16 protein-coding genes are annotated in these 11,801 nt (G+C 42.1%); all 16 read right to left on the bottom strand.

Going from position 1 to position 11,801, the window contains the following annotated elements:
* Positions 1 to 67: 67 nt before the first annotated feature.
* The 16 genes from SMI_RS01995 to SMI_RS01920 all read right to left on the bottom strand — a co-directional run bounded on the left by SMI_RS01995 (position 68) and on the right by SMI_RS01920 (position 11,762).
* On the bottom strand, positions 68 to 463 hold the full coding sequence (locus tag SMI_RS01995; RefSeq protein ID WP_000038635.1) for a helix-hairpin-helix domain-containing protein: 396 nt from the start codon (positions 461 to 463) through the stop codon (positions 68 to 70).
* Between the two features lie 95 nt (positions 464 to 558).
* Complete coding sequence (locus SMI_RS01990; protein ID WP_000119707.1) at positions 559 to 813, bottom strand: DUF1912 family protein; 255 nt, start codon at positions 811 to 813, stop codon at positions 559 to 561.
* Between the two features lie 9 nt (positions 814 to 822).
* On the bottom strand, positions 823 to 2,157 hold the full coding sequence (locus SMI_RS01985) for a DUF438 domain-containing protein (RefSeq protein ID WP_000227369.1): 1,335 nt from the start codon (positions 2,155 to 2,157) through the stop codon (positions 823 to 825).
* Positions 2,157 to 2,390 carry a DUF1858 domain-containing protein gene (locus tag SMI_RS01980; RefSeq protein ID WP_000368739.1) on the bottom strand — a complete coding sequence of 78 codons (234 nt, stop codon included), beginning with the start codon at positions 2,388 to 2,390 and terminating at the stop codon, positions 2,157 to 2,159. The genes SMI_RS01985 and SMI_RS01980 overlap by 1 nt, the downstream gene beginning before the upstream one ends.
* A 265-nt stretch (positions 2,391 to 2,655) precedes the next feature.
* Positions 2,656 to 2,838 carry a hypothetical protein gene (locus SMI_RS01975; RefSeq protein WP_000522941.1) on the bottom strand — a complete coding sequence of 61 codons (183 nt, stop codon included), beginning with the start codon at positions 2,836 to 2,838 and terminating at the stop codon, positions 2,656 to 2,658.
* A 215-nt stretch (positions 2,839 to 3,053) separates the two neighbouring features.
* Positions 3,054 to 3,404: a 30S ribosome-binding factor RbfA gene (gene rbfA, locus SMI_RS01970; RefSeq protein ID WP_001273595.1), complete on the bottom strand. Its 351-nt coding sequence runs from the start codon at positions 3,402 to 3,404 to the stop codon at positions 3,054 to 3,056.
* A gap of 251 nt (positions 3,405 to 3,655) precedes the next feature.
* A complete protein-coding gene (gene infB, locus SMI_RS01965; RefSeq protein WP_000039230.1) occupies positions 3,656 to 6,457 on the bottom strand; it encodes a translation initiation factor IF-2 in 2,802 nt (933 codons plus the stop codon).
* Between the two features lie 16 nt (positions 6,458 to 6,473).
* Positions 6,474 to 6,773 (bottom strand): YlxQ-related RNA-binding protein, encoded by a 300-nt coding sequence (locus SMI_RS01960; protein WP_001041387.1) that lies wholly within the window; start codon positions 6,771 to 6,773, stop codon positions 6,474 to 6,476.
* Positions 6,766 to 7,059, bottom strand: a complete 294-nt coding sequence (rnpM, locus tag SMI_RS01955; protein WP_000857562.1) for an RNase P modulator RnpM — start codon at positions 7,057 to 7,059, stop codon at positions 6,766 to 6,768. The genes SMI_RS01960 and rnpM overlap by 8 nt, the downstream gene beginning before the upstream one ends.
* A 21-nt stretch (positions 7,060 to 7,080) precedes the next feature.
* Positions 7,081 to 8,217, bottom strand: coding sequence for a transcription termination factor NusA (nusA, locus tag SMI_RS01950; RefSeq protein WP_000032286.1), 1,137 nt, complete (start codon positions 8,215 to 8,217; stop codon positions 7,081 to 7,083).
* 43 nt (positions 8,218 to 8,260) lie between these two features.
* Positions 8,261 to 8,740 carry a ribosome maturation factor RimP gene (rimP, locus tag SMI_RS01945; RefSeq protein ID WP_012972449.1) on the bottom strand — a complete coding sequence of 160 codons (480 nt, stop codon included), beginning with the start codon at positions 8,738 to 8,740 and terminating at the stop codon, positions 8,261 to 8,263.
* A 125-nt stretch (positions 8,741 to 8,865) separates the two neighbouring features.
* Positions 8,866 to 9,501 (bottom strand): tRNA (guanosine(46)-N7)-methyltransferase TrmB, encoded by a 636-nt coding sequence (gene trmB, locus SMI_RS01940; protein ID WP_001266098.1) that lies wholly within the window; start codon positions 9,499 to 9,501, stop codon positions 8,866 to 8,868.
* Positions 9,498 to 10,292: a cell cycle regulator CcrZ gene (gene ccrZ, locus SMI_RS01935; protein ID WP_000363007.1), complete on the bottom strand. Its 795-nt coding sequence runs from the start codon at positions 10,290 to 10,292 to the stop codon at positions 9,498 to 9,500. Before ccrZ ends, trmB begins: the two co-directional genes overlap by 4 nt.
* Positions 10,293 to 10,452: 160 nt before the next feature.
* A complete protein-coding gene (locus SMI_RS01930) occupies positions 10,453 to 11,064 on the bottom strand; it encodes a CPBP family intramembrane glutamic endopeptidase (RefSeq protein ID WP_001218006.1) in 612 nt (203 codons plus the stop codon).
* Positions 11,065 to 11,093: 29 nt separating this feature from the next.
* Positions 11,094 to 11,342, bottom strand: coding sequence for an immunity protein BlpZ (gene blpZ / locus SMI_RS01925; protein ID WP_000276503.1), 249 nt, complete (start codon positions 11,340 to 11,342; stop codon positions 11,094 to 11,096).
* A 36-nt stretch (positions 11,343 to 11,378) separates the two neighbouring features.
* Entirely contained in the window at positions 11,379 to 11,762 is a 384-nt protein-coding gene (locus SMI_RS01920; RefSeq protein WP_000877392.1) for a hypothetical protein, read from the bottom strand.
* Between the last annotated feature and the right edge of the window lie 39 nt (positions 11,763 to 11,801).

The following is an 11,801-nucleotide window of genomic DNA, read 5'->3' as shown; positions in this document are numbered from 1 at the left end:
GATTCAAAACACCTCTAATGGCTCTATTGTAGCAAGATTTTGATGGAAATGCAAGGCACAAGAAAGATTACTTGAACTTGATGCCATTTTCCTTCAATTTCTTGATGGTAGCTGGGCCGATTCCTTTCAAGGCAAGGAGTTCTTTTTCAGTCCAGTTTTTGAAATCTGAAGCAGACTTGATGCCTTCATCATAGAAAGTTTTGGCACGATCAAGTGGAAGTCCACCCAAGTTTGCTGCAAAATCTTCTACAGAATTGGCTACTTTTTGAGCTTGTTCTTTGGTAGCTTCCACTGCTTGTTCAACTTTTTTAGAAACAGCCTTACCAGCTTGGCTCGCTGACTGCTCAGCACGTTTTACGACTTTTTTTGTCTCTTCTACAACCTTAGTCACAGTACTTGAAAAAGCACCTGCACGACGGAGGCTATTTCGTAATTGTTTTTTACGATTGAGTTTCTTTGACATGATAAAATCCTTTCAATAAAAAACCCCTGCTCTGACAAGGATTTAATATAAATATTCTATCAAGATTTTAGTAAAAAATCAAGAATCTATCTCGTTTAATAATTTCGCTCACCAAACAAGCCTTCTGGCAAATCATGGAATCCCTTACCTGCCTTGAAGTTTTCAAACTTACCAAGTAAGAACTGATAGGCATCCAAACGGCTTTCGTAGCGAATCATGGCATCTTTGGCACGCTCGTCTTGGTCTTCTTCGTAGACTTTTTGGCTTTCCTTGTGCGCCATGTCGTTAATCATGATTTGGGTATTGACCCAAGCTTCAAATTCCTTCATAAATTCTTGTTCGTAACTCATTTTTTCTCCTTATTCTAATCCACGGAAATAGTCCCTATCAATCTCACGGTAGGGCTGAATATCCTGAACGTATTCCAGCACACCTTGGAATTCTCCGTTTTCATCGTGCACTGCAGCGTAGGTGATGTGGACAAACTTACCTCGCGACTCAGACTTGAACCACATTTCATACTTGTCTTTGCTTCCCTCACGAAGGCCCTTCATGATGGTCTTGACCTTGTCCAAATACTTAGGCGGATGGCAAAGTTCAACATTGCGCCCGACTTGGGACGGTGTCCGTTTGAAAATCATCTCATCAGCTGGCGTATTATCATTGTAATATTGGAAAATATCGTCTTTATTGACAAAGGTAATCTCCATAGGGAGGTGATTGAGGATCAGATTAGCCTGCTCGACTGAGAGATAGCCATTACCAAAAGCCTGTTGACTATGGCGGTCTAGCACTGCTTCCTTTTCCTTAGGGGTAAAGGTAATGGTAAACTGTCCTTCTGGCGTATCGATAACTTGTTGAACTTGACCCTCTGCCGTATCTAGCTGTACAGGCTCCTCTGCACTCTTTTCCTCAACAAAACTTTGACGTTCTGGCACCCATTTCTCAGAAGGACGGATGATGGCATAGCCATAGGCATCGCTCTCCTCTGCAATCTGAAGCCAATCATCCTGAGTGAAGGACTCAAGGAGAATCATAAGGAGGATGGACTCTTCCTTGAAAATCATACTTTCAAACTCTGTCGCAAAGGCTTCAAAAGCTTCTTTTACAGTACTAATCGGCACTTCTGGTAGTGACTTGGCTGTCATTAGAGCTGTTTGAAAGAGTTCCCTGATCTGATCATCCACTCCCCACATCACTTTTGGGGGTGAATCGTGTCCATAGCGCTCCATGATAGGAAAGAAGAGTTCTTCTTTACGTTGGTAATGGATGTCAAATTGCCCCACAAGTCCCATCTGACGCACCAAACCCTTACGCATCTCCGCAAGCATTTCTTCATCTTCCATAGATTCATAGGTATCCAACAATCTACGAATGCGAATTAAAGCTGCACGGAGAGCTAGATTTTCTTCTTTGAAAATCCGAACTGGGTGACCAGGGTGCTCGGTATCTGCAACTTCGACACCCTTAACAGCATTTTTAAAAAGATTGGCATGGACATCGCAAAGTTCCATGACATCTTCAAAGGTAACACCTGAGTCCGAGTTCATCAACTCGTGCTCCATGAGGGAAATCTCGATGGCTGAAACACCTGTAAAGGTCGCATCAAAGCGCTCCTGAACCGACTCAGGAGAAGCACCATTATGCAATTCTAACAAAATATCCCGTAGGATATGAATTCGTTCATCTACCATTAGTCTAATCCAATCACTTCGTAGCCATTCGCTTCCAGTGTGCGGACAATCTTGTCCATAGGAGTTCCTTCCAGCTTAGAACCCTGTTTGAGTGATACTTTGCGTCCGACGGTATTGCGCATCAAGGGATTTGCTAGAGGTTTAAAACCCAGCTCCACTAGGATTTCCAAGACTTCTGGATGCTTATCCACCACTTCTGCAACAGGAATTGACACATCGATGATATTGTCCATGACGACCTCCATTGTATGTTCTAAAATGATTTTACTGCTTATATTATACCATATGGAAAGAAATTAAAAAACTAGCAGTAGAGTTCCGGCTAGTTCTCTGCGACTTGGATTACCATCTAGATAAGTTTAAAGAGCCAATCCAATATTTTAAATAATAGCTTGTAAAACAACAATTGGACTGCAAAAGAGATGATCATCCAAAAGAATTTCATAATTCCAATAATCGGTTTTATAAAAATAATGGCAAGAAGTCCCCAGAAAAATTTCATTTTTCATCCTCTGGCTTGATGAGCCATCGAGCCGTATCCATTAACTTGTCTGCAATAAAGAGTTTCCCAAAACCGACAACGGCATGTTCATCTTTCTTTATCGTTTTCATTACTTTTACACCTTGCACGGTCAAAAAATAATTTCCATAGATTTTAGCAAGAGTTTTTATAAGGCCCATATTATCTTCCCTCGTTTAACTACACTTTCAAAATATTAACGGTACCAGCCTTGTTGCCTATTGCTGAAAAATCGTTTTATCTTACTCTTTTCATTTCCTATAATATCATACAAGCTAAATTTTATAAAGCTTTTTAATAATTTTTAAGTCTAGAAAGATTCCCCAGTATGTTTTGTAGCCATTTCTCCACCAAAAAAGAGGGTTCCCCCTCCTTCTTAGTTTTTATCCAGATTGCGTAGCATTTCATCAATCTTGTTTCCATACTCGATGGACTCGTCTTTGACGAAGGTCAAATCTGGGATTTTGTACAATTTCAAATTGCGACCAAGTTCACGTTTGATGGTACCAGTCGCTTTTTCAAGCCCGATTTGAGCTTTTTGATTATCTGAAGCAAGGTTACTCAAAATGGTGTAGTAAACCTTGGCAACAGACAAGTCACCTATCATCTGAACATCTGTGATGGTCACGCCTTGGACACGCGGATCACGGACTTTCTTTTGCAAAATCTCATTGACTTCGCGCTTGATTTCCATGCCCACACGATCCGTACGGAAATGATTTGCCATGATATTCCTTTCTCTACTTTGAACCAAAAGCTAGGCCAGCAGACCTAGCTATTTTTAAATTTATTGATTTTCAGTTCAAATTGAAACGAAGTGCAATTTGAACTCATCCGCTTCTTTCGCCGTGGTGAAAGTGATGGAACTGATTTATCAGTCCCATCACAGAGGATTTTTGAGACCCTAGGCTCAAAAATAAGCAATGAAACCATCGGTTTGCTTGCGTCCCTCACCACCTAAGAAAGGAGCAAAAAATCTTATCGTTTGATTTCTTCCATGACATACGCCTCAATCACATCATCAGTCTTGATATCATTGTAGCCATCAATCATCAAACCACCTTCACGGCCGTTTGTAACTTCCTTAACGTCGTCTTTGTAGTGTTTCAAGCTTGCGAGTTCGCCGTCATAGATAACGACACCGTCACGGATAACACGGACTTTAGAGTCACGGGTAACCTTACCGTTGATAACCATGAATCCACCGATGGTTCCCACTTTAGACACCTTGAAGGTTTCACGGATAACTGCTTCACCGATAACTTTTTCTTCGAATTCTGGGTCAAGCATCCCTTTCATGGCTTCTTCCATCTCTTCGATAACCTTGTAGATAATGCTGTGGAGACGGATTTCCACATCGTCAGCTTCTGCTTGTTGACGAGCTTGTGGTGTAGGGCGTACGTTGAAACCAACGATAAAGGCATTTGAAGCTTCCGCAAGGGTCACGTCTGATTCGTTGATAGCACCGACCGCTGAGTGGACGATGGTAACTTTAACACCTTCCACATCAATCTTTTGAAGTGAGGCAGAAAGGGCTTCAACAGAACCTTGTACATCGGCCTTGATGATAACGTTAACTGACTTGAGTTCACCAGCTTTAAGCGTATCAAAGAGGTTTTCAAGGCTGACACGTTGGGTAGCTTGACGTTGTTTCATGAGGGCACGTTTGGCACGCTCTTCACCTGCTGCACGCGCAGATTTTTCATCTTCGTAAACGGCAAAGTGGTCACCCGCCATCGGCGCTTCGTTCAAACCTGTGATTGAGACTGGGGTTGATGGGCCTGCAACCTTAACACGACGACCAAGGTCATTAGTCATAGCACGGACACGACCGAAGGTATTTCCGACAACGATAGGGTCTTGAACATTCAAGGTACCTTGTTGAACAAGAAGGGTTGCGACCGCACCTTTTCCTTTATCCAAGCGCGCTTCGATAACTGTACCAATAGCACGCACTGTTGGGTCTGCCTTGAGTTCTTGAATTTCAGCCACAAGAAGGACTGTTTCTAACAATTCTTCGATATTTTGGTTGAATTTAGCTGAGATTTCAACAAATTCAGAATCTCCACCCCAAGCGGTTGACATAACACCATGCTCTGCCAATTCACCAATAACGCGTTCTGGGTTAGCACCTGGTTTATCAATCTTGTTGATGGCTACGATGATTGGAACGTTGGCCGCTTTTGAGTGGTTAATGGCTTCGATAGTCTGAGGCATAACCCCGTCATCTGCCGCTACGACCAAGATAGTAATATCGGTAACAGAAGCACCACGAGCACGCATAGATGTAAAGGCCGCGTGTCCCGGTGTATCAAGGAAGGTAATCTTCTTGCCATTTTCCACGATTTGGTAGGCACCGATATGCTGAGTAATACCACCTGCTTCACCTGTCGCAACACGAGAGTTACGAAGGGTATCTAGGAGTGTTGTTTTACCATGGTCAACGTGTCCCATGATCGTCACAACTGGTGGACGCTCAACCAATTCATCTTCATTGAGATAACCATCTTCGACAAAGAAACGTTCGATATCGGCATTATCCACTTCAACCTTTTGTTTGGCTTCGATACCGTAATCCACCATTAGGAGTTCAATGGTTTCACCATCCAAGGATTGGTTTTGTGTGGCCATGACACCCATCATAAAGAGTTTCTTAACGATTTCAGCTGGTTCACGTTTGATACGTTTTGCGATTTCCGCAACGGTCATACCATCTGTATATTCAAATTCTGTTGGCAATTCATGGAATTTACGTTCTGTAACAGGTTTTGGAGTCTGATTGCGGTTGTTCTTGTTATTTCCTTTTTTGTTCTTTTTGTTGTTATTCCAGTTACTATTCTTTTGATTTCTCACTTGATTTTGACTACTTCGATTCTTTGGTTGTTTTCTAGGACCATCTTCTTCGTGATCATAATCATCACGTTCTTTGTCTGGTCGAGCTTGTTTTTTACGACGTGTATCCACTGGCGCTTCTTTAGCTACAGGAGCTGGTTCAACCACTGCTTGAACTTGCTGTTCTTGTTGCGCTTGTTCAGCTAACTTAGCCACTTCTTCAAAGATTTCCTCTGGCTCCTTGCGTTTATTAGCTTGGGCTAAGGCTTCTTTGGCAGCCTGAGTCTGCTTGAAACGTTCCTCACTTGAACGGGCATATTCTGCATTTTGCTCTGCTTTTAGGGCTGCTGCACGGGCTTTAAAGTCAATACGTGGAGCCGCTTGATTTGGACGTTTGTCCTCTTGCTGACGGCGCTCATTGCCACGATTTTGCTGACCTTGCTGTTTCTTAGCTTGGTCATTAAAACGGCGATTGTCGCGGTTGCCTTGACCTTGTTTTCCACCATTGCGGCCGTCGTTTTTCTGACGGTTTCCGTTTTGTTGTTGGTCACGGTTATTGCCCTTATTTTGCTTGCGTCGTTCTGCCTGCTCTTTGGCACGGGCTTCACGCTCAGCCTTAAAATTACGGCTTTGCGGTTTAGCTGCTACTTTTTCTGCCTTCGGAGCAACTGGCTCAGCAGGTTTTGCCTCTTCCTTAGCTACAGCTGGTTTAGCTGGTTCAGATTTTTCGGCTTTCTTTTCTGCACTTGCTTTTGGTGCTGCAGGTTTTGCTTCTGCTTTCGGAGCAGCTGCAGTCTTAAAGCTGGCAGCGATTTTTGCAGCGACAGCTTCTTCCACACTTGATGAGTGGCTTTTCACATCCAAACCCAACTCTTTTGCACGCGCTACAACTTCTTTACTTTCTTTTCCAAGTTCTTTTGCGATTTCGTACAATCTTTTCTTAGACAAATCATGTCCTCCTCTTCTATTCCATAAGAGACCTCATTTTCTTTGTAAATCCAGCATCTGTTACAGCCAAAACCTTTCTCGATTTTCCGACTGCTATGCTTAATTCCAGTGTTGAAAACACGGTTACAATTTCTACTTGATAATAATGACTTTTATCTTGAATCTTCTTGCTCAGATTGGGTCCAGCATCATGGGCTAGAAAGACCAACTTGGCCTTGCCGTCTTGAATGGCCTTGACCACCAATTCTTCACCCGATATAATCCGCCCTGCTCGCTGAGCCAGTCCCAAGAGATTGCTTATCTTTTGCTTATTCAAGTCCTAACTCTCTTCTTTTCACTTTGTGATCCACATAAGCGATCAACTCGTCATAAAAGCTTTCTTCCACTTCCATGCTAAAGCTACGGTTAAAGACCTTCTTCTTTTTCGCCTCTAGGGCTTCTGCATTGTCTAGTTTGATATAAGCGCCGCGGCCATTGGCCTTGCCTGTCGGATCGATAAAGACTTGCCCTTCTTTGTTTTTGACAATGCGGAGCAAATCACGCTTATCAATCACTTCGTTAGACACAACAGACTTGCGCAAAGGGATTTTTCTCGTTTTCATCTTTCCCTCCTCTAGCAGCTTTTATTCTTCGATAGTATCGTTTTCTGATCCCAAATCTACCGAACCAGCTTCTTCCATGGCTTCAAATTCGCTAGCAGACTTGATATCGATACGGTAACCAGTCAAGTGAGCCGCTAAGCGAACGTTTTGTCCACGACGACCGATGGCAAGAGAAAGCTTGTTATCTGGAACAACCACCAAGGCACGTTTGCTGTCGTTTTCATCAAAGATAACTTGGTCAACTTCAGCAGGAGCAATGGCATTGTAGATAAATTCAGCTGGATCTGCTACCCACTCGATAACATCGATATTTTCTTCGATTGGCACCATACGGTCGCTCTTAGCATCGTAGCGAGCTGGGTGGAATTTGCTAGTAATCTTCTTGATATTAGCACCACCACGTCCAACGATTGTACCGATAGCATCCACGTTTGGATTGTGGCTACGAACGGCAACCTTAGTACGGTCACCAGCTTCACGAGCCACGCTCATGATTTCAACAGTTCCATCATAAACTTCTGGGATTTCTTGCTCCATCAAACGTTTGATCATTTCTGGATGGCTACGGCTAACAAAGACGTTGACACCGCGAGGGTTGTCTTCAACCTTGTAGACATAAACTTCGATACGGTCATGAGAAGCAAAAACTTCTCCAGGAATTTGGTCTTGTTTTGACAATTGGGCTTCAATGCTACCAAGGTTTACATAAATGAAGCGATTGTCAAAGCGTTCTACTGTACCAGACATGATTTCTTGTTCATGCTCTTTATAAGTATTGTAAGTGATGGCACGTGTTTGCTTGCGCATTTTTTCCATGATGGTTTGTTTGGCAGATTGGGCTGCTACACGACCAAACTCAGCTGGTGCTTCTTCAAACTTGATTTTATCACCAAGCTCATAGGCTGAATTAATGGCAAGAGCATCTTTCAAGCTGATTTCCAAACGGCTATCAAATACTTCATCAACCACTTCACGAACAGTATAAACGGTAAAGTCACCTGTTTTTTCGTTGAAGTCAATAGCTACGCTGTCTGATTGACCATAGCGTCTGCGATAAGCGGAACGAAGCGACTCTACTACTGCGTCGATGATGTCTTCTTTTTTGATTCCCTTGTCTTCTTCCAAAATGCGGAAGGCCTCTAGCATTTCTTTACTCATGTTTTCTTCACTTTTGAATCCTCAAAAGCTATCCTTTCTTTTTCTATAATTTAACTGCTAAACGTGCTTTTGATACTAAACTGTATGGAATTTGGACGGTTTTCTTACGCGTCTTGTCCATATATTCCATGGTCAACTCGTCCTCTTCAAAGGCCAACAAGGTTCCTTCAAAGACCTTTTGCTTATCGATGGCTTGGTAGAGCCCGACATGGATGTATTTCCCAACCGCTCCAGCGACGGCATCCTTGGTTTTCAAAGGACGTTCCAAGCCTGGACTGGTGATTTCTAGGAAATATTGTTCTGGGAAGGGATCTGGCTTGATGGTGTCTAGGACAGGACTGATCACTTCTGTCAAGTCTGCCGTATCGTTCAAGGTAATTCCTTCAGGTTTATCTACAAAAATACTGAGAATCATGTCACTGCCAATCTTTCCATACTCGATATCCACGAGTTCGAAAGGTGATTGAATGACAGGTTCTACAACTTCTCTGACTAATTCTACGATTGTTGCGATTGCGTCCACCTCCTCATAAGCAAGAGGCGAAGATATCTCCCCGCCTCACTTTTCATATTCTTACTCTTAGTATAGCACGTTTGCCAACTTCTGTAAAGCAAAAGCACTTATACAGCCTGATTTTAGGCTATTTCTTAAAATTCTGCCTCAACTCGGTAGATAACTTGACCCTTGTTGGAGAATTTTTGCTCGTATTCTGTCATGACATTGCCTTCAAAATCACTGGCATGCAAATCTAGCCAGACACCATTGAGTGTCATGCCATACTGAGAAAAGCTCACTAGGCTATACTCAAACAAGCCACGGTTATCTGTCTTGAAATGAATTTCTCCATTTTCAGGCAAGATACGTTTGAAGGTATCCAAGAAGGTTTTGTAGGTCAAACGACGCTTTTCATGGCGCTTTTTAGGCCAAGGATCTGAAAAATTCAGATACAAGCGATCAATTTCACCGTCTTCAAAGTAGTCAGTTAAGTCAGAACCATCTACCCACAAGAGCTTAATGTTAGGCACTCCAACTTCAAGCACCTTGTCCAAAGCGTAGCTCAAAACAGACTTTTGAATATCAATCCCGATATAGTTGATGTCAGGGTTTTGCTTGGCCATACCTGAAACAAAGGCACCCTTTCCACTTCCAACTTCCACATGAATAGGATTGTCATTGCCAAACAAGTCCCGCCATTTTCCCTTGGCTTCTAAGGGATTGAGGACCACATACTGGGGATTTGCCTCTAGTAACTCTGTCGCCCCTTTACGATTTCTAACTCTCATCTTCTCTTTCCATACTTGTCTCGGAAGTGACGCAAGCCATGAATCTCCCGATTGACATTTTCTAAATCTTGGTTCATATAATACTTGGAAATCTGGCTCAAGTAAGACAATTGACCATACCAATACAATTTACTTAATACCGTTTGATTATACTTGTAACCGTAGTAGGTCAACCATTCCTTCCACTGATGTTCTGGAATATAATGGCAGAGCATATGGGCCACATCCAACATGCGGTCGGTCAAGCGAACCGAATCCCAATCCACCAAATAAATCAAGCCACTATCTGTCTCAATCCAATTACTATGTCGTACATCTCCATGGACAATGGTCGCATAGTCCTCTCTAAATCCTGGAATAGTCTGACGTAAATCAGCCATCACTTCACTGATAAAATGATTTTTACGCAAAGCATCTGGAGCCGTTTCCTGCCAAGACTGTAGTAAATCAACAGGTGTTTCCATGGCATAGCCCAAACGACTCAACTGTGTCATCAACGGACGTGAGCGATGCAGACGGGTTAAAATATTGACGATTTGCTTACGATTCATATCATAGGGGGTCAATATCTTGCCTGTCAACCATTCTTGAGCACACATATCACGCCCATCTGCCAAACGGCGACTCCATAATAATTGTGGAGCAATTTGTTCTCTAGCTAGACCAGGTAGGATTGGAGAGGTGTTCATTTTTACAAAGATACGCTTCCCATCAGGATAGCTACCCATATAAGCCTTGCCACTTTTCCCAGGTATGGGAGTCAGTGTTAGCTCATTATCACCCAAATCCATTTCTTTCCTCCGTATAAAGTTTCCTTACTATTCTACTAGTTTTTGGCCTATTCGTCAACCGCTCCACACCCGATTCTCAAAGAAAAGCCTCTGGATTGGCTTGGGTATCATTATAGAAAGAAAAAGGCAAGCACCGTCTTCTGCTTACCTTTCATGATTTTTATAAATAATATAAGAGTGGCCAAGCATTGTAAAACATGTGGACTAGAGTAGAAACCCATAGGTTTTGGCTCTTTTTATAAGCAAAGCCCAGCAGCAAGCCCCCGAAAAGATAATAGCAAAACGAAGGAATATCATAAGGTTCATGCATGAAAGAAAAGAGAGAGGAAGTCAGTACAAGCCCCAGCCAAGAATTATCAAAAACTGCACCTTGAAGAAGCCCTCTAAACAGGAATTCCTCCTGGATAGGTGCCAAAACTGTAGCACTAACAATAAAGGAAAGCGAAAGTCCTTTACTAGCTTCCTCAAGGTGTTGAGCCGAAGCACCAGAAACAACTGAGAAAAAAGCATGATAGCTAATACTTACCAGCACAGTGAGAAGAAAGATTCCAATAAACAGCAAGAGTTGTTTCTTGCTTAACATCCCAAAAGAAATCATATCAAACCATTTCGCATAGCCAAAACTAAGGAAAAGCAAGAGAGTCTTTACAGCAATGAATGTGTACTGGTGTTGAAAATAATCTCCTTGATTGACGGAATATCCCGCTGCACCAACGATTGCAAATACTAAGAACCCCAAAAACATGGCATGGCACTTATTAAAAATTCTCATAAAACTAGCCTCCCCACCAAACAGACTCCCTACACGTCATTCTTTAGTTCTAGCCTTTCCAAAACAAACCATTTGAGTAACCAAAATCCAACCACATAGCCAGCCCCTAAGAATATAGCCATTAAAGCTAGCAGGGAATTTAGGGAATTAAAGACCACCGCAGATACAAAGGTTAGCACAAAAACATTAAAGGCAATGGTGTCAGAAGCCAAGACCAGAATATAGGGCGTCAACCGGTCTAAAGTTTTGGAATCTAGGAAAAATAAGTGTTTATACATGATAACCTCCTCTTGTCAAGCTCTACTGCTGTAAGATTAAGAAGACAGTTTGTTCTTTTTAAGGCTAACCCCACTACTAGATAATAGATACATTAAGGCATTAAAGACAATGAAAATATGTCCATAGAATAAAATCAGCTTCGCATCCAAACCAAGATAAAGTTTGATTATCAAAAAGATGAGTAAAAGAATTTGAAACCATAAGGTTTTTCCAAAAATAAATTTAAAGCGGTTTCGAATGTCTACTTCCTTGATTTTTACCGCCACCCCTTTATTAGCAAGAAGGAAAACGCCTGCTTCAAATAATCCACTGTAGAGAACAATCCACCCAATTGATACATTAGAGATTTGTAAAAATGTCCCTAAAAGAAGATTCAACATACTACTCAAGAAAATAACAAGAAATAATCTATATTTCATTTTAAATACCTCCATTCACTTATTTCACGAACTTTTTAA

Source organism: Streptococcus mitis B6, assembly GCF_000027165.1.
Classification (GTDB): domain Bacteria; phylum Bacillota; class Bacilli; order Lactobacillales; family Streptococcaceae; genus Streptococcus; species Streptococcus mitis_AR.
The sequence above is the reverse complement of the archived record's forward strand: the minus strand, read 5'-3'. Positions and strand labels throughout refer to the sequence as shown.

What these genes read in the sequence shown, in the direction of transcription:
- SMI_RS01995 (WP_000038635.1), bottom strand. Translation starts at nt 463, where the DNA reads ATGTCAAAGAAACTCAATCGTAAAAAACAATTACGAAATAGCCTCCGT.
- SMI_RS01990 (WP_000119707.1), bottom strand. Translation starts at nt 813, where the DNA reads ATGAGTTACGAACAAGAATTTATGAAGGAATTTGAAGCTTGGGTCAAT.
- SMI_RS01985 (WP_000227369.1), bottom strand. Translation starts at nt 2,157, where the DNA reads ATGGTAGATGAACGAATTCATATCCTACGGGATATTTTGTTAGAATTG.
- SMI_RS01980 (WP_000368739.1), bottom strand. Translation starts at nt 2,390, where the DNA reads ATGGACAATATCATCGATGTGTCAATTCCTGTTGCAGAAGTGGTGGAT.
- SMI_RS01975 (WP_000522941.1), bottom strand. Translation starts at nt 2,838, where the DNA reads ATGGGCCTTATAAAAACTCTTGCTAAAATCTATGGAAATTATTTTTTG.
- rbfA (WP_001273595.1), bottom strand. Translation starts at nt 3,404, where the DNA reads ATGGCAAATCATTTCCGTACGGATCGTGTGGGCATGGAAATCAAGCGC.
- rnpM (WP_000857562.1), bottom strand. Translation starts at nt 7,059, where the DNA reads ATGAAAACGAGAAAAATCCCTTTGCGCAAGTCTGTTGTGTCTAACGAA.
- nusA (WP_000032286.1), bottom strand. Translation starts at nt 8,217, where the DNA reads ATGAGTAAAGAAATGCTAGAGGCCTTCCGCATTTTGGAAGAAGACAAG.
- trmB (WP_001266098.1), bottom strand. Translation starts at nt 9,501, where the DNA reads ATGAGAGTTAGAAATCGTAAAGGGGCGACAGAGTTACTAGAGGCAAAT.
- ccrZ (WP_000363007.1), bottom strand. Translation starts at nt 10,292, where the DNA reads ATGGATTTGGGTGATAATGAGCTAACACTGACTCCCATACCTGGGAAA.
- SMI_RS01930 (WP_001218006.1), bottom strand. Translation starts at nt 11,064, where the DNA reads ATGAGAATTTTTAATAAGTGCCATGCCATGTTTTTGGGGTTCTTAGTA.
- blpZ (WP_000276503.1), bottom strand. Translation starts at nt 11,342, where the DNA reads ATGTATAAACACTTATTTTTCCTAGATTCCAAAACTTTAGACCGGTTG.
- SMI_RS01920 (WP_000877392.1), bottom strand. Translation starts at nt 11,762, where the DNA reads ATGAAATATAGATTATTTCTTGTTATTTTCTTGAGTAGTATGTTGAAT.